Genomic DNA, 24,167 nt, shown 5'->3' with positions numbered 1-24,167 from the left:
AAAGTTACAAAATTCAAACTAATTTAAAAATCATGAGCTTTGTTTATGGTTTGGGAGTTGAATTCAAGATTTGCCATTATTATGGCAATTATTACAATCAGAATTATCACCTTTGCCGCGATAAGTGTGAGCGGGGATGCTCTAATTCTCTGTTTGCAGAACAAATTAAAACTAATAAAAATGAAACGAGTAGTTGTAACAGGTTTGGGTGCGATAACACCGCTTGGAAACACAGTAGAAACTTTTTGGAAGAATATTTTAGATGGTAAAAGTGGCGTTGGGCCAATTACCAAATTTGAAGCTTCGAAATTTAAAACTCAATTTGCTGCCGAAGTAAAGGGTTTTGAAGCGGAAGCTTTTATCGATAAGAAAGAAATTAAGAAATACGATTTATTTACGCAATACGCAATTGTTTCAACCGACCAGGCAATTGCAGATGCTGGTTTGGATTTTACAACATTTACTGATGACGAACTTGCAGAAGTTGGTGTAATCTGGGCAACCGGAAATGGAGGAATCTCGACATTTGAACAGCAGTTAGCAGAATTTCATCAATGCGATAAAACGCCAAGGTTTAATCCTTATTTCATTCCAAAAATGATTGTTGATATTGCAGCAGGGGTTGTATCTATCCGCCACAAATTACGTGGTCCAAACTATTGTACAGTTTCTGCATGTGCATCTTCAAATACAGCAATTATCAGTGCTTTTGATACCATTCGTTTAGGTAAGGCAAATATCATGGTTGCGGGTGGCTCAGAAGCGGCTATTACTGAAGCTTCAGTTGGTGGTTTTAATGCTGCACAAGCTTTATCTAAAAGAAATGATAGTCCTGAAACAGCTTCAAGACCATTTGATGATAGCCGTGACGGTTTTGTAATGGGCGAGGGCGCAGGTGCATTAATTCTGGAAGAGTTGGAGCACGCTTTAAATCGCGGTGCAAATATTTATGCTGAAATTGTTGGCGGTGGTATGGCCGGAGATGCTTATCATTTAACAGGAACGCCACCAGATGGTATCGGTGCTACTTTAGGAATGAAAAAAGCCCTAAACGATGCGAATATATCTGCCGATGAAATAGATTATATTAATGCTCATGCGACTTCTACAGGTTTGGGCGATATTAGTGAGCTTGTTGCGGTTAAAAATGTTTTTGGCGATTTACCTGTAATCGTTGGTGCTTCAAAATCAATGACCGGGCATTTACTTGGCGCTGCTGGTGCTGTAGAGAGTTTAATCAGCATTTTGGCAATTAGAGATGGTGTTGTTCCACCAACAATTAATACCGAGAAATTGGACGAAAAAATTCCACAAGGCTTAAACATTGTACTTGGCAAACCAATTAAAAAAGAAATCAACTATGTCTTAAATAACACATTTGGTTTTGGTGGCCATGTAGCCAGTACAATATTTAAAAAGTATGTAGGATAGTTATTTATCCATTAAAAGGTTAACCAATTCTTTTAATTCTTCAACTTCTTGCTCCAATTTAGCAATACGATTTTCCAGCTCTTCATTGGGTTGGAAAATTGTTGTTTTTGGGGATAGTGTTTCCACTTCCTGAACTTCTGTTTGTTCGCCCAATAAATGAATAAAACGAGCCTCCTTTTGGCCTGCTTTTTTAGGTAGAAGTTTTACAAACGCAGGCTGCTCTTCAGCAAGTTTTTGCAACTGTTCTGAAATTTCTTCAATGCTATCAAATTCATAAAGCCTGCCCGAATTACTGTTAATTTCTCCTGGCGTTAATGGGCCGCGTAACAACAATAAGCACAATATAGAAAGTTCTGAAGGGATTAATGGGTAAACAATTCCTAAGTTGTGTTTATATTTAATTACTCTACTCGAACCGCCTGTTGCTGTTGATATTAAGCCTTTTATTTTTAATGAATTGAGTGTTAGGGTAACCGATTCTTCATCATAGTTTACTACCGGATTTCTCGAACTTTTTTGATTGCAGGCCGCTGTTAAACTATTTAAAGTCATAGGGTAATAATCGGGCGTAATTCTGCTTTTCTCAATTAATGAACCTAAAACACGTTGTTCTTCTGCTGATAAATCGGGTAGTGGTTTAATATCTTCCATGTGATAAAAATATAAATTGAAAAGAGAATATAAAAACTAATTAGCTAAATTTAAATCACTGAAATGAATTCAGTATGACCAACGTTGAAGCCTAATCTTATAGCTTTGACCTAAAATAATAATATATGATAGCTGCAAAAGGATATGCTGTTCACAGCCAAACCGATAAACTGGCTCCATGGAATTTCGAAAGAAGAAATGTTGGACCTAAAGATGTTTTAATAGAAATTTTATTCAGTGGAATTTGCCACTCTGATATTCACCAGGTACGTAGTGAATGGGGACCAGCTAGGTATCCTATGGTTCCAGGGCATGAAATTGTTGGTCGTATTACTGAAGTAGGTGCAGAAGTAACCAAATTTAAAGTTGGCCAATTGGCTGGTATTGGTTGCATGGTAGATAGCTGTAAAGAATGCCCGACTTGTAAAGGCGGACAACAGCAGTTTTGCGAAAACGGCGAAACTGTTTGGACTTACAACAGCGTAGAACGCGATAAAACTACCCCAACTTACGGCGGTTATTCGAATAAAATTGTTTGTACTGAAGAGTTTGTTGTTGGCGTTTCTGAAAACCTACCTTTAGAAGGTGTTGCCCCTTTACTTTGTGCGGGTATTACTACTTATTCTCCAATTAAAAGATGGGGCATTAAAAAGGGGCATAAAGTTGCCGTTTTGGGTTTAGGCGGTTTAGGACACATGGCGGTTAAGTTTGCGGTTGCATTTGGTGCCGATGTTACAGTTTTAAGTACTTCTCCTTCAAAAGAGCAAGATGCTAAAAAACTAGGCGCTCATCACTTTGTGATTACCAAAGACCCTGAAGAACTGAAGAAATATGCGAAGCACTTTGATTTTATTATCGATTCAGTTTCTGCTCCGCACGATTACGAAATGTATTTTAAATTACTGAATGTTAATGGTGTTCACATCTGCGTTGGTTTACCTCCAGAGCCTTTAAAATTCCCAGGTTCGGCATTAATGCATGGCAACAGAGTGTTAACTGCATCAAGCATTGGCGGAATTGAAGAAACTCAAGAAATGTTAGATTTCTGCGCCGAAAATAACATCGTTTCAGAAGTTGAGGTAATTAATATCAACTATGTTAACGAAGCTTACGAACGTGTTTTAGGTAGTGATGTGAAATATCGTTTCGTAATTGATATGGCTACGGTTTAATCTAAATGTCGTTTATAAAACTTACGAAGTCTAACAGGAATTGGAAATAAAGACTTCGTAAGGTTTACAAGAAATTATTTGAAGCGCGAAACCTGTGATACTTAGGGAAATTTAGTCCCGCCAACGCTTCAATCTTTTCGTAAAACTTACAAAACTTATGCATTATTTAATGAAACTGCATAAGTTTTACTAAAAGTATTTCCGCTGATGTCGGGGCTATTTAACAGAAGTTTTCTGCCTTTGGTAACGTGAACATATCAACGCTTTAGACATTAATTTCAATTCAGAATAAGTCTTAACAGAAAAGGCATCCTGATTTTTATCAGGATGCCTTTTCCGTTTAAATATTTAAATAATTACTTCGCAGTAGATTTACCACTATAAGTAGCTGCTAATTTCAATGCATTGTAAGCATTAACAATTCCGCCGCTAATAGATAAATCAGCAAATGGAACGGAAACCTTTGGCGCATCGGGTCCTTCACCTTTGGCATATTCTACATTATGATTAACCTTTGTAACAGATTTCACAATAATTTCCTTTACTTGTGCAGCGGTTAATTTCGGGTAATATGAACGAATTAATCCTGCTAAACCTGCCACAACTGGCGATGCCATACTTGTTCCATCTAAATCTTTATACTTTGAGCCAGGAACGGTAGAATGAATTTTAACCCCAGGTGCAAAAACATCAACCTGAGTTTTACCGAAGTTTGAGAAACTTGCTTTTAAAGTTTCATCGTCCTTAGGACCAGAAGCACCAACTGTAATCCAAGATGCAATGGTTTTCTCATCTAAATCTTTATGATTTGGAAAGTTGTTTTCAGTATCAATGTCTTTATTTTCATTTCCTGCAGCTTGTACAATTAAAACATCTTTTGAAGCTGCATACTTCATCGCATCATTTACAACTGCTTTGTTCCAGCTGTAGGCTTTACCGAAACTCATGTTAATTACTTTTGCGCCATTATCTACGGCATAACGAATACCATTTGCAACATCTTTATCGCGTTCATCACCATTTGGTGTAACACGAACGCCCATAATCACAATGTTATCCGCAACGCCCATAATGCCTAATTTATTTGTTCTATCTGCGGCAATAATACCAGCAACATGGGTTCCATGCATGGCATCCGGACCAGTTACATCATTATTTCCGTAGTTTTTCTCTGTGTCGTTGTTCTGATTATCACCAACAATACTTCTTGGGTCGTAGCTAACATTTAAGTTGTATTCTGCTTGTTCAGTATAATATTTTATACCTTCTGTGATTTGAGCATCGTAAAATTCGGCAAATGTGCTTTTCTTCAATTCGTCTGATAAAACCTCCTGAATACGTGATTCTGGATTTGTAGATGGTTTGAAGTTTGCGAAATCTTCTGCCGTCGGGTTAGTTTTGCCAATTTTCTTTACAACATTATCTAAAGCATTTTTAAAACCATTTAAACCAGCAAGATTTTGATTAGCTTCACCCAATTGTTGCTCCAAATCGGCACGCATCAACTTAAATGCTTCGTAGTCCTTTTTATCTTTTTCAGTAACATTTGCATCTGTTACATTTGCAAATCTTGCCTGGTCGCGACGCACAAGCCTGGTTAATTCTAAAGTTTCGTGGTCAACTGAGCCTTTTGCTCCACCAATAAAATTCCAACCGTGTATATCATCGATGTAACCATTATTATCATCATCCTTACCATTGCCTGCAACTTCTTTTGGGTTAACCCACATAATTCTTTTCAAATCTTCATGGATTGCCTCAACACCACCATCATTAACCGCAACAATAACTTTGGTAGATTTTTTACCTTTTAAAAGTTCTTTGTACGCTTTCTCCGTACTTATTCCGAAAGTGGTGTCTGTTTTTAAATCAAGATTTTGCCAGTTTGCTTTTTGCGCAAAAGTGAAGTAGGGCAGTGCACTAATTAAACCGATAGTAAATATCGATTTGCAAATTTTATTCGTGTTCATTTATGTGTTTTTTTGTATTAACGGGAAAATATAGCTTTAATTTTCTAATTATGATAAAATCAGCATAAATTTTAGCTGGTTATGACTAAGCCAAAAAAGAAAATCCTGCACTTTTTTCGAAGTAACAGGATTGTATTTAGGTTTAAATTTAATTTTATTTAAAGCTTAAAGCGATTTCTTTTGCTTTAGCTGTATGCGCTTCAATTGTTTTTAAAGTGTTTGTAGCCCAAGTTTTCAATTCAGAATTTTTATTCTGTTTACCTTGCTCAAATAGTGCGACTGTTTTTTCATGGTCGGTTACCATCATGGCAATATAATGTTTATCAAAATCTGCACCTTTCATTTTTTTCATCGCGTCTAAATGAATTTGTTCATCCGCGGGTAAAGCATCGGGCGTAATTACTTTTTTCTCCAAGGCAAATGCTTTTAATTCTTTGTTCGCTTTAGTATGGTCTGTAATCATCTGCTGTGCGAAATTTTTAACTTCGGCATTGCTAGAATTTGTCAGCGCAACTTTAGCAGCTTCAATCTCCACAATACCACCAACAGCAGCTTTCTTTAAAAATGTTCCGCCTTCCTCATCTAATCCTGTTGATGTACTTTCAGCGCCAGTAGTATGCACACCATTCACCATAGTGGTATCGCCAGCAACGCTGTCTTTCGTAGTTGATGATTTTTTATCTGCCGTTTGGCAAGCTTGAAATGTAGTGGCGGCTGAAATTGCTAACGCAAAAAAGAATATCTTTTTCATCTTTATTATTTTTCTTTAAGGTTGATAAAGCCATCATCTTCTAGGAAGGATAATAGTTATCAGTTATGTTTTTCTTAAATTGAAACAAGAAAGATATAAAAAGGTTTTTTTGCTATTGCTTATCATCAGTTTGGTAAGGGTTTGGGATTACAATTCCCATTTGCCTTTCAGGATTTTGTAAAGCCTTAAAACCGAATTGCTCGTACAAACTGTGCGCATCTAAGGTTGCTAACTGATAGCGGCGTAAACCTTGCAAATCGGGATGGAAAATCATAAATGACATTAATTTTTTAGATAATCCTTTACCACGATGTTCGGTTTCGATGTAAACATCGCAAAGCCAAGCGAAAGTGGCCTTATCGGTTATCCAACGGGCAAAACCAATTTGCTTTTCATCTTTATAAATGCCAAAACATAAAGAATTTTCTATAGAGGTTTTAACTATTTGTAATGGAATATTTTTAGCCCAATAAGATTCCTGACTTAAATAGCGATGAATAGAATCGATATTTAGTAATTCTTTTTTATCAGAAAAGATATAGCCGTTTTCATGTATTTGCATTATTAAATAAGCTTAAAGCTGAAAGACTAAAACAAAAAGATTAAGCTTTGGTATTTCAGCAAATAAATTTAGTTGCGCATATTGATGTATTGCAAGGGTTGACCGAAATCTTCGTTTCTGCAAAGATTAATTACAGCTTGTAAATCATCAATCTTCTTTGCGGTTACTCTAACCTGGTCGTCCATAATTGCAGGCTGAACCTTTAAACCACTGGCTTTAATTTTAGCAACAACCTTTTTCGCAGCTTCCTTATCTAATCCTTCCTTAATGCTGATTTCTTTCCTAATCATATTGCCGGAAGCTTGTTGTTCATCTCCAAAATCTAAACTTTTTGGGTCTAAATTTTGTTTCATCATACGAGAGATAATTGAACCTTCGATGGCTTTCAAACGCATGTCATCTTCGGTAACAATCGTTATGGTATTGGTTTTTTTATCCAGTTCTACTGTACTTTTAGAATTATTGAAATCGAAACGATTCAGGATTTCTTTTTTAGCGTTGTTAATTGCGTTATCAAGTGTTTGCGCATCAACTTTACTTACAATATCAAAAGAAGGCATGGTTTTAGCTTTAAAGTAAAAAAATAAGTAGATTTAATAGATATTTCTACATCCCCACAAAAAAACGAAAAATAATATGAAAACCACTAAATCTAAGTCTCAAAAAAAGGTAACAAAGAAAGAGGTTAAGAAGCAATTAGAGCAATCGATTACAGATAAATTTTTAGAAGTAATAAAAAGTTTAGGGCACGATGCTTCAGAAATCAGTACAGAAATTGGTAAAGCCAGCAAACGTGTAGCCAAGAAACTGACCAAAAAGTTTACTGTAATCAAATCTGATGTTGGTCAAAAAATTGATGAGCTTGTACATTCTACAAAAACGAAGCAAAAAGAGATAAAGAAACCAGTGGCTAAAGGTGTTGCAAAAATAGAAAAAACTGCTGCCAAGGTGGTTAAAAAAGCTGTTTCAAAGGCAAAACCAGTTGTGCAAAGTGTTAAAGTTGGTGCAATAGCTACTGAAGACAAGGCTGAAAAAGTGATAAAAAATACTGCTACTAAAACTACAACTGTTGCCGATAAGGCTGTTGATACGGTGAGAAAAGCTGCTCCGGTTGTAAAAGAAACAACATCTGCTGTTAAAAAAGCTGTTTCAACTAAACCGGCTGCTGCAAAAGCGACAGTTAAAGCCACAGTCGATACAGTAAAAACTGCAGCAGCGAAACCAGTGGCTACGGCTAAGAAAGCAGTGAACACGACCGCTACAGCAGCTAAAAAAGTTGTAAAACCAGTTACTAAAAAATAGATTTGTTAACATTAATCGGGTTATGAATTAACATCGATTTAACAAATTAATTTGCAGTTTTGAGCATCCCTGTTAAACAGGGATTTTTATTTTTATAGATGAGCAAGAAGAAATTACCTTTTTTTAATAGAGAGATTAGCTGGTTGTATTTTAATGAACGCGTTTTGCAAGAAGCAGCCGATGAAACGGTTCCTTTGATAGAGCGAATAAAGTTTTTGTCTATTTTCTCATCTAATTTAGAAGAATTTTATAGGGTTAGGGTTGCCACAATGACACGCTTAACTAATCTTAACGAAAAAGCAAAAGCGCTTTTAGGTTTCAATCCGAAAAAGATTCTTAATGAAATTAAAAATATTGTTGTAAAGCAAGAACGTAAATTCGACCAGCTTTTTCAAGCTACATTGATTAATGAACTTGCTCAAAACCGTATTTTTATTTTAAATGATACGCAACTGAATGTTAGTCGTGGTGAGTTTGTAAAAAATCATTTCCGAGATAAAATCTTATCCAATCTAGTGCCGATAATGCTTGATTTGGATAAACCTTTTCCAGAACTTAAAGACCGATTTCTATATTTCTTTGTTAAACTTTCTAAAAAAGACACGAAGCTTAGAGAAAAGTATGCTCTAATTGAAATTCCACCAAATTTACCAAGGTTTTTGGTATTACCGGAAACAAACGATTTGAAGTTTATCATTCTGGCAGAAGATATTATTCGCTATTGTTTAGATGATATTTTTTATGTTTTTAACTATGATAGTCTTGAAGCTTACTCTATTCAGCTTACGCGTGATGCGGAATTAGACATCGACAAGAACATAAATGATAAGTTTATTGATGATTTAAAAAGCAGTTTAGAAAAACGTAAAAAAGGTAAGCCAATGCGTTTGCTTTATGATTCTGCAATGCCACTCAACATGCTTACGGTTTTGGTTAACAAATTAAAATTAGAAGCTGAAAGTTTGATTCCCGGTAATCGATATCATAAATTTGGTGATTTTATTGCCTTTCCAAACGTAGGTAAGAAAGATTTGGAATATACACCAAATGTGCCTTTAAAAGTTCGTGGATTGCACAGAACGGAAAGTATTTTTAACAAAATTGCGCATAAGGATTACCTTATCAATCTTCCTTATCAATCTTATGATTACATTATTTTATTTCTTCGCGAAGCTGCCATTGACCCTAAAGTAACCGAAATTCAGATTACGCTGTATCGCCTTGCGGAAAATTCGAAAGTTATAAACGCTTTGATTAATGCGGCAAAAAATGGAAAAGCAGTTTCTGTTTTACTAGAATTAAAAGCCAGGTTTGATGAGCAGGCGAATATTTTCTGGACAGGCCGTTTAATGGAAGAAGGTGTTAAGGTAAATTACGGACTAACGGACTACAAAGTGCATTCGAAAATTTGTCTTGTTAAACGTATTGAGAAAGATAAACCAGTTTACTACGCAAATTTAGCAACCGGGAATTTTAACGAAAAAACAGCAAATATATATTGCGACCATAGTATTTTTACGGCAAAAAAAGAAATTACCAACGACTTAGTAAAGCTGTTTGACGCATTAAATAAACGAACGGTAACCAAAGGATTTAAACACTTAATTGTTTCTCCACTTGAAAGTCGCTCTCGTTTGACCAATTTCATTAACCGAGAAATTAGAAATGCCAAAGCTGGGAAAATTGCTTATATCTTACTAAAAGTGAATAGCCTTGCCGATGAAGGCATTATTAATAAACTTTATGAAGCCAGTAATGCAGGCGTAAAAATTCAGTTAATTGTAAGGGGTATTTGCTGTCTCATTCCAGGAGTAAAAGGCTTTAGTGAAAATATTTCTGCTGTAAGTATTATTGATAAATTTTTAGAACACGCCCGTGTTTATATTTTCAGTAACAATGGCAAAAACGATATGTATTTATCATCTGCAGATTTAATGAGCAGGAATATTGATCATAGGGTTGAGGTTGGTTTCCCGGTTCTAGATCCTGATGTTAAGCAAGAAATTCAGGATATTATTGATATACAATTACAGGATAATACTAAAGCCCGCCAAATCAACGCCTTAAATAATAACAAATACCATAAAAACAGACTAAGTAAAAAAACACGAGCTCAAGTAGATATTTATAATTACTTGAAAACCAAACATCAATAATATGCTCAGATACGCTGCAATAGATATTGGCTCAAACGCTGTTAGACTTTTAATTGCTGATATTAGTAAACACGAGGGCCAATTCAAATACAAAAAGAATACCTTAATTAGAGTACCATTACGTCTTGGTGATGATGCATTTCTAGATCAAAAAATATCTGATAAGAAAGCTGAAGATTTGGTTAAAACAATGCTGGCTTTCAAAAACCTGATGGATGTTTACCATGTAACCGAATATTTGGCTTGTGCTACATCCGCCATGCGTGAGGCTGATAATGGAAACGATATTGTAAAATTAATTAAAGATAAAACTGAATTAGACTTAGAGATAATTGAGGGGCAAAGGGAGGCAAACATTATTTACGCCAACCATATTGAACAAGATTTAGATCAAAATAAAACTTATTTATACATTGATGTTGGTGGCGGTAGTACAGAACTTTCTGTTTTTGTAGATGGTGCACCGGAAGCTTCCAAGTCTTTCAATATCGGTACGATTAGAATGCTTGATAATCAAGATAAGGAGGAAACCTGGGATGAGATGAAAACTTGGGTGAAACATCATACAAAGAGTTATAAAAACCTTGCAGCAATTGGTACAGGTGGTAACATTAATAAACTTTTCCGCATGGCGGATGAAAAAGATGGCGCACCAATGTCTTTGCAGAAGCTGAATTCGCTTTATAACAAGTTGATTAGTTATTCTTTAAAAGAGAGAATTAATACTTTAGGTTTAAATCCCGATAGGGCAGATGTAATTATTCCGGCTAGTGAAATTTATTTAACCTTAATGAAATGGACCGGAATTAAGCAGATTTATGTACCAAAAGTTGGAATGGCCGATGGTATTATTAAGCTGTTGATTGAGGAAAAGCTCAGCTAACTGATTCTGAAAAGGCTTTCCTCATAAAATCCTTTACTTCATCATTAATATCTTCTTTAAAATATAACCGAAGATGATGATTGTATTGATTTGTACCAGGAACTTGTGCTATCTTGGTAAAGCAAAGGTTATCTGCGAATTGGCAATTAAAAGGGAATACAGTATGAACAAAATTTTTTCCGAGCTGAGTGATGTAAGCGATTCTGCCCTGAGCTTTTATGGCAATCATAGACTTTAAAGGTTGCAATTCTATTGGCCCTACTTTTTGAAACTCATCAATAAAAAAACGGAATAACGCTAGCGTATATTCCGTTTTTCCATTTAAAAAATCTGTTAAGTCTTTATCAGACATTGCTTATTCTTCTAATAATTTAGCAGCTGCTTCATCAACGAACCAAGTTAACTTGCCATCAATTGGATTTATCAGCTGTGCTGGATATTTGTCAAAATTCTTGTTCTCATCGCCAATAACATGAGCCAATGCTTCGGCCTTATTGTCTCCAAAAGCAAGGAAAGCAACATTTTCAGCTTTATTAATTAGTGGCGCTGTTAAGCTTATTCTATAAGTATTTAGCTTTTCCACAAAAACAGCTGCAACATTTACTTCTTCATCTTTAACCAAATCAGTGTGTGGGAATATAGAAGCTGTATGCGCATCATCTCCCATGCCTAATAGAACTAAATCGAAAACAATATCGTTTCCTTTGAAATGAGTATCGATGTTTTTCTTGTATTCGATAGCAGCTTTCTCTGGTGCTAAAGTTGTGTCAACATAAAAAATATGATCTTCAGCTATGTTTAAATTATCAAAGAAATTTTTCTTAGCCATTAAACCATTGTAGTTTTCGTCTGTATTGGGAACATTACGTTCATCACCGAAAAAGAAATAAACCTTTTCCCAATCTATTCTGTCTTTGCAATCAACAGATAAAATTCGGTATAATTCTTTTGGTGAATTTCCGCCAGTTAAAACAAAGTTAAAACGATCATTTTCTTCAATAGCTATTTCGGCAATTTTGATAATATAATCGGCTAAGTCCTGATTTAATTCTTCGAGCGTTTTGTAAATAAGTAGGTTCATGTGTTTTAGATAAATCGTGATTGCGAGGTACGAAGCAATCTTTTGGTTAAGCATATTTACTAATGCTTCCAGATTGCTTCGTACCTCGCAATGACGAGTAGTATATGTTATTCCTTATTCTTCAATGGTAGATTAAACCAGTGGAAACCGTCTCTTGCAATAAGTGCTTCGGCTTCTTCGGGTCCCCAGCTATCTGCCGGATAATTTGGGAAGTTGATTGATTTTTTACTTTCCCAAGTATTTAAAATTGGCATCACTAATTCCCATGCAGCTTCAACCTGGTCGCCACGCATAAATAGTGTTTGGTCGCCCATCATTGCATCAAGCAATAAAGTTTCGTAAGCTTCGGGTGTATCGCCATCGTAGGTTCCCTTATAATCGAAAACCATATCAACCGGGTTTAAAATCATATCTAAGCCAGGTCTTTTTGCTTGTACCTGCATACGAATGCTCATTTCTGGTTGTATACTGATAATTAATCGGTTTTGCTGCCAGTTTTCGGTTACACCAGATGAAAATATCTGATGAGGAACATCTCTGAACTGAACCGTAATTAGCGATGAAGTTTGATTTAAACGTTTTCCAGTTCTTAAATAGAAAGGGATTCCTTGCCATCTCCAATTATCAATATGGAATTTTACAGCCGAGAAAGTTTCGGTATTTGAGTGTGGATCTACACCTTTTTCCTGACGATAGCCCGGAACTTCCTTGCCTTCAACCCAACCTTTGCTGTATTGGCCACGAACGGTATTGTAACGGATATCTTCTGCATTAAACGGACGAACGGCACGTAAAACTTCAACTTTACGGTTTCTGATCTCATCGGCATCAAAATTAATTGGCGCTTCCATTCCAATTAAGCAAAGCAATTGCAACAAGTGATTTTGAATCATATCTCTCAATGCACCAGCGCCTTCATAATAACCACCTCTGTCGCCAACACCTAACTGTTCGGTTACAGAAATTTGTACATGATCGATGTAAGTTCTATTCCATAATGGCTCAAAAAGTGCATTTGCAAATCTGAAAGCCATCATATTTTGCACAGTTTCCTTACCCAAATAATGGTCGATTCTGTAAATCTGCTTTTCGGTAAAAATTGTACTTAAAAGTTTATTTAATTCTTTTGCTGATTCTAAATCATGACCAAAAGGTTTTTCGATAACGATGCGACTATTATCTTCGTTCTGCGTTAGTTTATACTTATGTAAACACTCGGCAATAATAGGGAAGAAGTTAGGTGCAACCGCCAGGTAAAAAATCACCTGAGTTTCCGGACCATATTCTTTTTGATATTTTTCTACAGCGCCTTTTAAGTTTTCGAAAGTTTTTGGCTGTGCAAAATCTGTAGGGCAATAATGGATGGTATTACCAAAATCTTCCCATTTATCTTTCTTAACCTTTCCAGAACGAGAAAATTCGTTTACTGCATCTTCCAATGCATCTTTATAACTCTTATCTGTAAACTCTGTTCTTCCAGTTCCAATTATTGCAAATTTATCAGGCATATAGCCTTCCATAAATAAATTGTAAAGGGCAGGTGCTAGTTTACGTTTATTTAAATCGCCAGTGCCACCAAATATTACAAATATTGTTGGACTTAATGCGGTGTTTGATTTCATTTTATTGTTTGTTAAAACTAGGATGTTTTTAAGAAAGTTTATTCCAATCGGCATGGAATACGCCGTCTTTATCAATTCTTTCAAAAGTATGTGCGCCAAAAAAATCTCGCTGAGCCTGAATTAAATTTGAAGGCATTCTGGCCGTTGTAATGGTATCGAAATAAGTTAAAGTTGAAGCAAAAGCAGGAATACCAACACCAGCATTTAAACATGCCGAAATGGTTTTGCGAGTTCCCTTTAGAGTATTTTTAATGATTTGTTGAATACCAGAATCGCCGAATAAATGTTCCAGTGAATTGTTTTTATCGTAAGCTTGATAAATATCTTCTAAAAATTTAGCTCTAATGATGCAACCGCCACGCCAGATTTTTGCAATTTCCTGCAGTTGTAAATCGTATTGATATTCTTTAGAGGCTTGCACCAATAAATGCATTCCTTGAGCGTAGGCACTAATCATTGAGAAATAAAAAGCATCTTCAAGTTCATTTACAGAAACATCAATTTTATCTTCCTTCTTACCAAAAGCTTCTTCTAATGAAACTCTAAGTTTTTTAAATTTAGATAAATCGCGGTTTGAAACGGCTTCATTAATGGTTGGTACAGGAAGTTGAAGTTCCATTGAAACTTCTGAAGTCCATTTTCCAGTTCCTTTCGAACGAGCTTCATCTTTAATCTGATCTAATAAATCATTTTGAGTTTCGGTATCCTTAAAAAGGAAAATTTCTGCCGTTATCTCTAATAAGAAAGATTGCAGGCGGCCTTCATTCCATTTTTTGAAAACTTTGTAGATTTCCTCATTTGAATAACCTAGGCCATTTTTTAGGATTCCATAAACTTCTGCAATAAGTTCCATAATGGCATATTCGATTCCATTATGTACCATTTTAACAAAGTGTCCAGAAGCACCAGGGCCAATGTAGGTTACGCAAGGGTCGTTATTTACTTTCGCGGCAATGGCATCGAAAATATCTTTAACAACGTTGTAAGCTTGTTTATCGCCACCCGGCATCATGCTCGGACCAAAACGTGCACCTTCTTCTCCACCAGAAATTCCCATTCCAAAAAAGTGCAAACCTTCTTTTTCCAATTCATCAACACGACGGTTGGTATCAGTAAAGTGAGAGTTCCCACTATCAATAATGATATCACCTTTACTTAAAAGAGGCTTCAATTCGGCAATTACGCTATCAACAATCGGCCCTGCCGGAACAAGTAATACCAGAGTTCTTGGCGTGGATAAATGACTGATAAAATTTTTAATGTCATCAAAACCTTCCAAATTGTGCTTTTTGCCTTCCTCTTCAAGCTTTGCAATCATTTTATGGTCTTTATCGTAACCTGTTACAGAAAAACCCTTATCTGCCATATTTAGTAAAAGGTTACGGCCCATGGTGCCTAAACCTATCATTCCTAATTTATATTGCTTTGAATCGCTGTTTGCCATTTTTTATTTCTTTATTATACCCAAAATTAGGGTTTACAAATTAAAATTTGCGTGTTGGTTGTTAAATGATTGTAATAATAAGCTAATTAATAAGCCAGTTATTTACTTGGATTTACTGTCGTGATGTTGTTTCCATCGCTCAGTTTCCAAAGTTTTGCACCGCCTTTAATTCCATCGCGGTTTGAAACCACTTTAATATTTAAATCGAGTTTAAAATCGATTTGCTTAGAGTTACCACCACCGATGTATAAGGTGTCGTAATTGAAAACTGTTTTATAAATTTCGATAACCTTTTTTAAGCGCTTGTTCCATCTTTCCGTGCCAATTTTTTCAAAGGCTTTGTTGCCAACGTAATCATCATAATCTTCTTCTTTGTTGATAGGGAAGTGGGCTAATTCTAAGTGCGGAAGTAAACTTCCATCAAAAAGCAATGCCGTACCGAAACCTGTACCTACAGTGAAAACGATTTCAAAACCTTTCCCTTCAACAACGCCTAAACCTTGTTGGTCAGCATCATTTACAAGCCTAACGGGCTTTTTTAATTCATTGGCAACTCGTTGTGCTAAATCAACATCTTCCCATTTGTTTTTGGCAAGGTTTGGTGCAGTTTTAACAATTCCATTTTTTACATAGCCTGGAAAACCAATAGAAACCCTATCGTAAGTGTCTGGAATAGGTTTTATTAATTCAACTATTCCTGAAACAATATCTTTTGGTGTAGCACCGTCTGGCGTTTTGCTTTTCATATACTCCGAAAGCATATTGCCATTTTCATCTAAAAGCACTGTTTTAATGCTTGTTCCGCCAATATCTATCGATAAAATGTTGTTGTTTCCTGCTTGTTTTTTTGTAGCCATACCTTTGCTTTTTCTTGGAATCGAAGTTCTATAAATATTTTAAAACCACAAAAATAAAATAGCAGAATTAAAGGATAGTTTTAATCTATATAATCTATGTAATTAGTAGAATATTTTTAGTTTTGTAGCGTTATTAAAAAATAATCCTGAAAGTATGTCGCAAGTAAACTATTTAGCCTTTGCAATTCCCGCTTTTTTTCTTTTCGTTTTTATTGAATATAAAGTTGCTCAATATAAAAAGCAAAAAAATGTTTTTAAATATGAGAGTTCGGTTGCAAACTTTAGCGTTGGTATAGCAGAGCGACTTTTAAACTTATTTATCGCAGCAAGTTTTTACCAGGTTTACAATTGGATATACAACAACTACGCCATTTTCAACATTCCAAATAAATGGTATATATGGCTCATTTTATTATTGGCAACTGATTTGGTTTGGTATTGGTACCACAGGCTTGGGCATGAAATTAACTTTCTTTGGGCAGCGCATATTGTTCACCATCAAAGCGAAGAATTTAATTTAACGGCTGCAGCCAGAATAACAACCATACAAGCCCTTTTTAGAAATGTGTTTTGGTGTGCTTTACCTTTGGTTGGTTTTCATCCAAATATGATAATTACGATTCTTTTGGCTCATGGTGCTTACTCTTTCTTTACACATACACAGCTTATTGGTAAGCTAGGCTGGTTAGAGCATATTTTTATTACGCCATCGCTTCATGGTGTTCATCATGCATCTGATGAAAAATATCTGGATAAAAATTATGGTGATGTTTTTGTTTTTTGGGATAAGCTTTTCGGTACATTTCAAACTGAAGAGGAATCACCAAAATATGGCTTAACGCATCCAATTAAAAGCTATAGTTTCTTGTGGCAGCACTTCCATTATTATTTAGAAATTATTGAGGCTTATAAACGTGCCAATGGAACCAAAGCAAAGTGGCAAGCTGTGTTTGGTAGCCCGGCATTAATGGATCAAAATATAAGGCCTTATCTGGAACAAAAATATCTGCAAAATAAAAAACAGTCGAAACCAATTCGATTTAAGTTTTACCTGAATTTGCAACTCATTACGGTTGTTGCATTATTAACCTTAACTACACTTTTCTATAAACAGATTTCTGGTTTTGATAGTATTTCTATTTTGATTTTTATTCTATTAACATTAATTAATATTGGGGCACTTTTGGAGCAAAGAAAATGGATTTACTACCTCGAATGCTTTAGATTAATACTGATTACAGCTTACATTTTTTACAATTTTAATGTTACAGAATTTTTAGTATTTCCGGTTGTACTCCTTATTGTTTTAGAGCGTATGTTTTCACTTAGTAATTTATACAATAAGTACGTGCTAGATTATAAGAAATCTTCAAAATAACCTTTCCTTGTCTTTCGATTTCAATATCATATAGTAATGTTACAATGGTGATGCTTTCGTAATATTATTTTCTAAACGATTTAAAAATTACTATATTTTTTTATTAGTAACGAATTTATTACTGTTCTAATTTTACTTCCTATCGTACTCTATATGTGCCTATATGGGCTTCATTTCTATCATTTTTAATGGTTTTTTTATATTAAGACAATGTTATGAACGTAGCTAACATCATCGCCAAGAATATAGTTCCTTAACATTAGATAAAATTGTTTTTACTTTCGATTTGTTTTTATAATTTTATTATCGAAACATTAAGAAATAAAAAACCAATAAAACGTAACAGTCTTGATTTAAATTGCAGATTTTTAACCATTTGTTAATATTAAATTAATGTGCAGAGGCTTTATTTGCCGGCAATCCGGCTCGAAATAAATCGAAATTAACTATTCCTATAATCATTACTAACCGGATTGAAACAATTTATGAACAAAATTTCTACACAACAGAAATCAGGATTTCATTGCATATTCTTTGCAAGAAAAAGTAGTCCGGATGATTTCAAAACAAACCAAACATCAATTTTTGCTCATCTCTGTATAAAAACATTGATTTTGATGCTGCTGACAATGCCATTTTTCACAAAAGCGCTTTATGCTCAACAAGGGCAGCAGAACATCACCATAAAAGGAAAAGTAATTGATGAAGATGATAACCAACCTTTAATTGGCATCACGATAAGTGATAATAACAAAAGGGTTCTTGGAACTACCAATAATGATGGTAATTTTTCAATTGTTGTTCAAAAAGGGACAGTGGTTTTGTTTAACATGTTAGGTTATACATCCGTTAGCAGAACTTTTAGCAACAATGAAAATGGTGTTTCCGTAAAACTAAAATCTTCTTCAAGCCAACTAAATGAAGTGGTAGTCACTGCTTTGGGTATTAAGCGTGAAGAAAAAGCATTAGGCTATTCTGTAACTAAAGTAGATAGCAGCGCCTTTACAAATGCTGTAGCCAGTAACTGGACGGATGCATTATCTGGAAAAGTTGCAGGCTTAAATTTGGTTAGAAATAGTGGTCCAGCTGCATCGAACAAAATTATTTTAAGAGGAGAAAATAACTTAACAGGAGATAACGAAGCCTTAATAGTGATTGATGGAGTTGTTGCAAGTAGTTCTGCAAGAAGAACTGCGGCTTCATCGGGCGGTGTTTATGGAACTTCTGGAGATATTATGCCGCCAGATTTTGGTTCGGCTTTAAACGATTTAAACCCAGATGATATTGAAAGTGTTGTCGTTTTAAAAGGTCCAGGCGCATCAGCTTTATACGGTCAACGTGGTGCAAATGGTGCAATCATCATCACTACAAAATCGGGTAGCAAAAACAGCAAGAAGCTTAATATTACTTTCACCTCAAACAGCACTTGGGAACAAGTGAGCAGAGGTCCGGATGTTCAAAACCAATTCGGACAGGGGCAATTTGGAGTTTCATATTTTTCTTACGGCGCTACAGAAGATGGTGCAAGTACAAACGCCACCAGTGCGAGTTGGGGTGCTCCGTTTGCAAATGGTGGTATGTTTTATCAATACGACCCGGCAACTAAAACCCGGGGATTAACCAGAACGCCTTGGGTGGCTTACGAAAATCCGGTTGATGCATTTTTTAAAACTGGTTTTGAATCTTCAAACTCTGTAAGTTTGGATGGAACCTATAAAAAAGTTGGGATGCGTTTTTCGGCTAGCCACGGAGATAACTCCTGGATTGTTCCGAATACTGGTTTAGAACGTACATCAGCCTCTTTTTCAGCAAATGCTGATGTGACTAAAAAGTTAAACATTAATTTTAAAGTTGCTTATAATAACAGGCATAGCGATAATTTACCAGCCACGGGATATGGTAATCAATCGTTAATGTACTGGTTTATGTTTGCTCAACCTAACGTTAATACAGATTGGTATCGCGATTATTGGGCAGTAGATAAAGTCGGAACTCAGTTTGTAAACATCACCACTACAAACCCTGAAAGTCCTTATGCAATTTCCGAACAATACTTAAACAAACAGCGTAGAAATGGTGCTTTGAGCAGTTTGCAAGCTAATTATAAATTTACGGATGAACTAAGCTTACTGGTTAGGGGTTCGATAGATTACAACCACGATATTCGTGAAACGCAACGTCCATATGATGCTGCTGGTAATAAATTTGCACAAGGTTCTTATCGTATTCAGGATATTAATTCTTACGAGATAAATGCCGATTTCCTATTAAAGTATGATAAGAAAATCACAGAATCATTGAGAATGACTGCGAATGTAGGCGGAAGCCAGATGCGCAATGAATATAAAAAATCAGAACTTAGAGCTGATGGTTTAGTTGTTCCAGGCGATTACAGTTTAACAAATAATGCAAGTCCGCTAGTTTCTGTTCCGGATACAGCACGCTACAGAATAAACAGTTTCTACGCAGCGATATCTTTCAGTTATAAAAATTACTTGTATTTAGATTTAACTGGCCGCCAGGATTGGAGCAGTACATTGGCTACACCTTTTAGAACAGATAATGTTGGCTTTTTCTACCCATCGGCAAGCGTTTCATTCGTGCCGTCTGATTTATGGAAAATGCCAAGTCAAATCAATTTCTTCAAACTTAGGGCATCAATTTCGCAAGTAGGAAGTGGTGGTACAACACCTTATCGTACCGCCTACAATTATAATTTAGCCTCGAATGGTATTTATCCGGATAGCGCAATGACGAATCCAACGATATTACCAAACCCAAATTTAAAACCACTTAAAACCACAACAATAGAGGTTGGTACAGAATTACGCTTGTTCAAAAGTCGTTTAAACTTTGATTTTGCCGCTTACATGGGAGATACAAAAAATCAAATATTAAGTCGTATTGTAGATAGGGCAACAGGTTATAATGTAGCTGTATTTAACGTTGGTAAGGTCGAAAATAAAGGTATTGAGATTGCTGTTAACGGAACTCCAATACAAGCAGGTAAATTTAGATGGGAACTTACCGGAACATTTACAGCTAACCGCAATAAAATTGTAGAATTGGCAGATAGTTCGGTTGTATTAAGAACAGGCGCTTTAGGCGGCGGACAAATCGTAGCAAATGTTGGAGGAAGTATGGGCGATTTATATGGTAATGGCTATTTACGTTCTCCAGACGGACAAATTGTTTACGATGCAACAACCGGAAATGCTAAAACAGGAACTGGATTAATTTATCTTGGTAACACGATGCCAAAATTTCGATTCAGTTTTGGTTCTACACTTACTTATGGCAGTTTCAGTGTTAATGGTTTATTCGATGCTCAACTTGGTGCTGTAGCGCATTCTTTAACTTTTTCGAGAATGGCCGCTTTAGGTAAGTTAAACCTTACATTGCCAGGTAGATATAATGGTGTGGTTGGTGATGGAGTTATTCAAAATACCAACGGCACTTATCGCCCGAATGACGTTGTCGCCACAAACTTAGAAAGCTTTTATACTTCTCTTTATGGTTCAGACCAAGCAGAGGGTAGCGTATTTAGAACTGATTATTTAAAATTCAGAGAAGCAAATATCACTTACACTTTCAATCCAAATTTCTTAAAAAGAATAGGCTTTTCAAAGATGACTATAGGTGCTTACGGACGTAACCTTTTCATTTGGTCGCCGTGGCCAGCGTTCGATCCAGAGTTTGGAACACTCTCAGGAACAGACATTGTTCAAGGTTTTGAAACGGGCCAGTTGCCATCTACAAGAACTTATGGTGTACGTTTAGTTGTTGGCTTATAATTGAAATCACATGAAAACTATAAATAAAATAACCAATTATATAATGCTAGGCGTAATCAGTTTATCTGTATTATCCTGCAAAAAAGACTTTAACGAAGTGAATACCGACCCGATTGGTAAATCATCTGTTAAAGCAAGTCAATTGTTGGCACCATCATTAGTTAACATATTAACCGCAAACATGGTTCGTAACCGTAACTTCAACAATGAGTTAATGCAGGTAACTGTTGATATTAATGATGCTGAAGGGAGAGTTTTCAGGTATGATGTTAGGCGTACCTGGGCGGATTACACCTGGAACAACTGGTATCCGGAATTAACCAATTTACGTGATATTTATACCATTGCCAACAAGCCAGAATCACTAAACGCATCTTATAAAGGTATTTCTCTGATTGCTCAAGCCTGGGTTTTTCAATTACTAACGGATGTTTATGGCGATGTGCCGTATACTCAAGCAAATCAAGGTAAAGAAGGAAATTATGAGCCTGAATTTGATAAGCAAAAGGATATTTATCTTGATTTATTTAATAAACTTGAAGAAGCAAATAAATTATTAACCGAAGGAACATCTATTGTTGCCAGTAGCGATCCGGTTTACCAAGGTGATGTTAGCAAATGGCGAAGATTTGGAAATTCCTTGTATTTACGTTTATTGCTTCGTATTTCTGGCAAAGCCGATTTAAGTGCGCAGGTTATTGCCAAAATAAAGGATATCGCCGATACTAATAAGGCAAATTATCCAATCATGGAAAACAATACGCATACGGCCAAAATTCTTTGGAATGGAACAAACAGCAGTACAGCGGTTTATTCATCTCCGTTTATGATAAATGTAAGGGCAGTAGATTTTAGAGGGCCAGCAATTACAGATTTCTTCATCGGTAATTTAGCCATTTGGAATGACCCACGAGTTAACGGCACTTATGGCGTAAATGGCGTGAGCCGCTTTGGTATTGCACCTGGTCCCGCTGGATTAATTGGTGTGCCGAGTGGTTATGATGCTGGAACTTCTGTACTTAAACAATCATATTTTTATTCTGATGCTCAAAGTGCCGGTGTTACTTTGCAAACTGCCGCAAACACAGGCATAATCATGAACTGCGCAGAAGTTGATTTTATCTTAGCCGAAGCAGCAGCTAGAGGATGGATAACCGGAACTGGAGAAAGCTATTACATGAAAGGTATTGCAGATGCGATTAATTATTGGGTACCAAGTTTATTTACTTCGGCTACAGATCCAGCATTAGCCAGTTACGTAGTTGCTGCAGATATCCAATGGAACAATAGTTTGCCACTAAATAATACCGCTAATAATTCGCCAAGCAAGCTGCAATCTATTCATCTTCAAAAATATTATGCTTTATTCTTGGTCGATTTTCAACAATGGATAGAGTATCGCCGAAGCGGACATCCTTTTATTCCAAAAGGAACTGGGCTTGCTAACGGTGGTAGAATGCCGGCAAGATTAAATTATCCATTAGTTACTCAATCAACCAATCCAACAAGTTATAAAAATGCTGTTGCATCGCAAGGTGCTGATGATATTAATACGCTTGTTTGGTGGCAAAAACCTTAATCATATCTAGAAACAATATGAAGAAGATAATATTATTATTTAGTGCTTTAGTCGTAATCTGCGGCACTTGGATGGGATGCAAACGTGATACGGATTACATTAAAGTAGCCGTTAGCCCATATATTTCAAATTTCGATTTGCGTAAACTCTTTAAAGGTTCTGATTTACAGCTTAATGATGAAAATTTAGGCGGTGCAAATTTTATAAAGGGTATAGTTGTTTCAAATCAGGCAAGTGGAAATCTTCCAGCCGGACTATTACTTGTACAAAACAGCAGGATTGCTGGAAATGGAATAGATTCTTTAAGAGGTATCGCATTTAATGTTGGCACCGAGGCGGCTAAATATATTCCAGGAGATTCTGTTCATGTAAGAGTTACGGGTTCTACGCTTAAAAGAGTAAATGGAAATTTACAGATTGATGGCGTTGCTGCAACTGGTATTGAGAAAAAAGCCAGTGGTAGAGCAATAATCGTTAGGGCTGTTAATACAGGTATGTTAACCACCAGACCAGCTTTTTACGAAAGTACTTTAATCACCATTAGTAAAGGTAAAATGAATCCGGAACCTGTACAAGGTGATATTTACACAGGTAACAAAACAATTGGCGATGGTTTCGGAACGGCAATTATTCATACAGAGGCAACTGCAACTTATTCAAAACAAGAATCTGTTCCATTTGCAGATTACACAGGTATTGCTTTATCATCTGCAACAGGTATACAACTATGGCCAAGAACCAGCGATGATATCTTTGCTTTACCAGAAATTAAGCCATCGGCTTTAATTATCACTGGCTATTTAACTGACCCGATGAATAGCGATGCTAATTATGAATACATCCAATTTAAAGCGACAAGAGATATTGATTTTGCAGTAACTCCATTTTCGGTTGTGACTTGTAATAATGCAGGTATCCTGGCAGCTCCGGCAACAGGATGGGCTTTGGGTGGTATTAGAACCTATAAATTTAACATCAACTCTGGTACAATCAAAAAAGGTCAATTCTGCTATGTAGGAGGAAATAAAGTGATCTGGGGTGCTGGTTCAACAGATATCAGTTCTGCAAAATGGATTGTAAGTAAGCAATACACAACTTTGGATGGTGATGGTTTCGGTACAGCAACTACAAACTTACTTGCAAACAGTGGTAACGTTGCAGGTGTAGCTGTTTTTGATGGACTGAATGTAACAGGCACATCAGTTCCTTTAGATGTAATTATGTATGGCGGTAATGGAGCAGTTTATTCTGCCGGACCACCAGAAATTGGATACAGAATTACAAACACGGATAAATACAGCACTATACAAAATAAAAAGGTAGTTGCGTTTTACGGTGGAGGTACCAATACCAATAAATTTGGCTTCCCAAGCACCAGTAATTTTACTATGCTTGGCGGAGTTTATAATGCCACAACAGGCATCTGGAGTACTGGTAGAACAGCAACCAATGTTGCTTTAACAGCAACATCACCATTATCAGCTATTGAACAAGCAGTTGGATTTACCACTATAACAAATTAATAAAACACCAG

The 24,167-nt window shown here is 35.9% G+C and carries 19 protein-coding genes; 9 read left to right on the top strand and 10 right to left on the bottom strand.

Features of this window, described 5'->3' with window-relative positions:
• The first annotated feature begins 180 nt into the window (after window positions 1–180).
• Window positions 181–1,431, top strand: a complete 1,251-nt coding sequence (gene fabF / locus R2Q16_RS12190) for a beta-ketoacyl-ACP synthase II (RefSeq protein WP_316737378.1) — start codon at window positions 181–183, stop codon at window positions 1,429–1,431.
• Here the strand turns inward: fabF and R2Q16_RS12185 are convergent, their stop codons facing one another.
• Window positions 1,432–2,082 (bottom strand): YceH family protein, encoded by a 651-nt coding sequence (locus tag R2Q16_RS12185; protein ID WP_316737376.1) that lies wholly within the window; start codon window positions 2,080–2,082, stop codon window positions 1,432–1,434.
• Between the two features lie 125 nt (window positions 2,083–2,207).
• On the opposite strand from R2Q16_RS12185, the gene R2Q16_RS12180 reads away from it, so the two are divergent.
• Window positions 2,208–3,254 carry an NAD(P)-dependent alcohol dehydrogenase gene (locus R2Q16_RS12180; RefSeq protein WP_316737374.1) on the top strand — a complete coding sequence of 349 codons (1,047 nt, stop codon included), beginning with the start codon at window positions 2,208–2,210 and terminating at the stop codon, window positions 3,252–3,254.
• A 356-nt stretch (window positions 3,255–3,610) separates the two neighbouring features.
• On the opposite strand, the gene R2Q16_RS12175 is transcribed toward R2Q16_RS12180, so the two are convergent.
• The 4 genes from R2Q16_RS12175 to R2Q16_RS12160 all read right to left on the bottom strand — a co-directional run bounded on the left by R2Q16_RS12175 (window position 3,611) and on the right by R2Q16_RS12160 (window position 7,097).
• Window positions 3,611–5,224 (bottom strand): S8 family peptidase, encoded by a 1,614-nt coding sequence (locus R2Q16_RS12175; RefSeq protein WP_316737372.1) that lies wholly within the window; start codon window positions 5,222–5,224, stop codon window positions 3,611–3,613.
• 154 nt (window positions 5,225–5,378) lie between these two features.
• Entirely contained in the window at window positions 5,379–5,975 is a 597-nt protein-coding gene (locus R2Q16_RS12170) for a DUF4142 domain-containing protein (protein ID WP_316737371.1), read from the bottom strand.
• 112 nt (window positions 5,976–6,087) lie between these two features.
• Window positions 6,088–6,537 (bottom strand): GNAT family N-acetyltransferase, encoded by a 450-nt coding sequence (locus R2Q16_RS12165; protein WP_316737368.1) that lies wholly within the window; start codon window positions 6,535–6,537, stop codon window positions 6,088–6,090.
• A 68-nt stretch (window positions 6,538–6,605) separates the two neighbouring features.
• Window positions 6,606–7,097 (bottom strand): YajQ family cyclic di-GMP-binding protein, encoded by a 492-nt coding sequence (locus tag R2Q16_RS12160; protein ID WP_316737366.1) that lies wholly within the window; start codon window positions 7,095–7,097, stop codon window positions 6,606–6,608.
• 76 nt (window positions 7,098–7,173) lie between these two features.
• On the opposite strand from R2Q16_RS12160, the gene R2Q16_RS12155 reads away from it, so the two are divergent.
• The 3 genes from R2Q16_RS12155 to R2Q16_RS12145 all read left to right on the top strand — a co-directional run bounded on the left by R2Q16_RS12155 (window position 7,174) and on the right by R2Q16_RS12145 (window position 10,878).
• Window positions 7,174–7,839, top strand: coding sequence for a hypothetical protein (locus R2Q16_RS12155; RefSeq protein ID WP_316737364.1), 666 nt, complete (start codon window positions 7,174–7,176; stop codon window positions 7,837–7,839).
• 98 nt (window positions 7,840–7,937) lie between these two features.
• Window positions 7,938–9,995: a polyphosphate kinase 1 gene (ppk1, locus tag R2Q16_RS12150; RefSeq protein ID WP_316737362.1), complete on the top strand. Its 2,058-nt coding sequence runs from the start codon at window positions 7,938–7,940 to the stop codon at window positions 9,993–9,995.
• 1 nt (window position 9,996) lies between these two features.
• Entirely contained in the window at window positions 9,997–10,878 is an 882-nt protein-coding gene (locus R2Q16_RS12145; protein ID WP_316737360.1) for an exopolyphosphatase, read from the top strand.
• On the opposite strand, the gene R2Q16_RS12140 is transcribed toward R2Q16_RS12145, so the two are convergent.
• The 5 genes from R2Q16_RS12140 to R2Q16_RS12120 form a co-directional block, all read right to left on the bottom strand.
• Complete coding sequence (locus tag R2Q16_RS12140; RefSeq protein WP_316737359.1) at window positions 10,871–11,230, bottom strand: DUF5655 domain-containing protein; 360 nt, start codon at window positions 11,228–11,230, stop codon at window positions 10,871–10,873. The genes R2Q16_RS12145 and R2Q16_RS12140 overlap by 8 nt on opposite strands.
• Before the next feature lie 3 nt (window positions 11,231–11,233).
• On the bottom strand, window positions 11,234–11,959 hold the full coding sequence (gene pgl, locus R2Q16_RS12135) for a 6-phosphogluconolactonase (RefSeq protein WP_316737357.1): 726 nt from the start codon (window positions 11,957–11,959) through the stop codon (window positions 11,234–11,236).
• Window positions 11,960–12,066: 107 nt separating this feature from the next.
• Entirely contained in the window at window positions 12,067–13,581 is a 1,515-nt protein-coding gene (zwf, locus tag R2Q16_RS12130; protein ID WP_316737356.1) for a glucose-6-phosphate dehydrogenase, read from the bottom strand.
• A gap of 28 nt (window positions 13,582–13,609) precedes the next feature.
• A complete protein-coding gene (gene gndA / locus R2Q16_RS12125) occupies window positions 13,610–15,025 on the bottom strand; it encodes an NADP-dependent phosphogluconate dehydrogenase (protein ID WP_316737355.1) in 1,416 nt (471 codons plus the stop codon).
• Between the two features lie 98 nt (window positions 15,026–15,123).
• A complete protein-coding gene (locus tag R2Q16_RS12120; RefSeq protein ID WP_316737353.1) occupies window positions 15,124–15,882 on the bottom strand; it encodes an ROK family protein in 759 nt (252 codons plus the stop codon).
• A gap of 154 nt (window positions 15,883–16,036) precedes the next feature.
• On the opposite strand from R2Q16_RS12120, the gene R2Q16_RS12115 reads away from it, so the two are divergent.
• The 4 genes from R2Q16_RS12115 to R2Q16_RS12100 all read left to right on the top strand — a co-directional run bounded on the left by R2Q16_RS12115 (window position 16,037) and on the right by R2Q16_RS12100 (window position 24,156).
• Entirely contained in the window at window positions 16,037–17,260 is a 1,224-nt protein-coding gene (locus R2Q16_RS12115; protein WP_316737351.1) for a sterol desaturase family protein, read from the top strand.
• 629 nt (window positions 17,261–17,889) lie between these two features.
• Window positions 17,890–21,054 carry a SusC/RagA family TonB-linked outer membrane protein gene (locus tag R2Q16_RS12110; protein ID WP_316737349.1) on the top strand — a complete coding sequence of 1,055 codons (3,165 nt, stop codon included), beginning with the start codon at window positions 17,890–17,892 and terminating at the stop codon, window positions 21,052–21,054.
• A gap of 10 nt (window positions 21,055–21,064) precedes the next feature.
• Window positions 21,065–22,633 (top strand): SusD/RagB family nutrient-binding outer membrane lipoprotein, encoded by a 1,569-nt coding sequence (locus tag R2Q16_RS12105; RefSeq protein ID WP_316737348.1) that lies wholly within the window; start codon window positions 21,065–21,067, stop codon window positions 22,631–22,633.
• Window positions 22,634–22,650: 17 nt separating this feature from the next.
• Window positions 22,651–24,156, top strand: a complete 1,506-nt coding sequence (locus tag R2Q16_RS12100; RefSeq protein ID WP_316737345.1) for a DUF5689 domain-containing protein — start codon at window positions 22,651–22,653, stop codon at window positions 24,154–24,156.
• Window positions 24,157–24,167 lie beyond the last annotated feature (11 nt).

It is taken from the genome of Pedobacter aquatilis (assembly GCF_032678425.1).
GTDB lineage: Bacteria > Bacteroidota > Bacteroidia > Sphingobacteriales > Sphingobacteriaceae > Pedobacter > Pedobacter aquatilis_B.
This window is presented reverse-complemented; position numbering and strand designations above follow the sequence as displayed.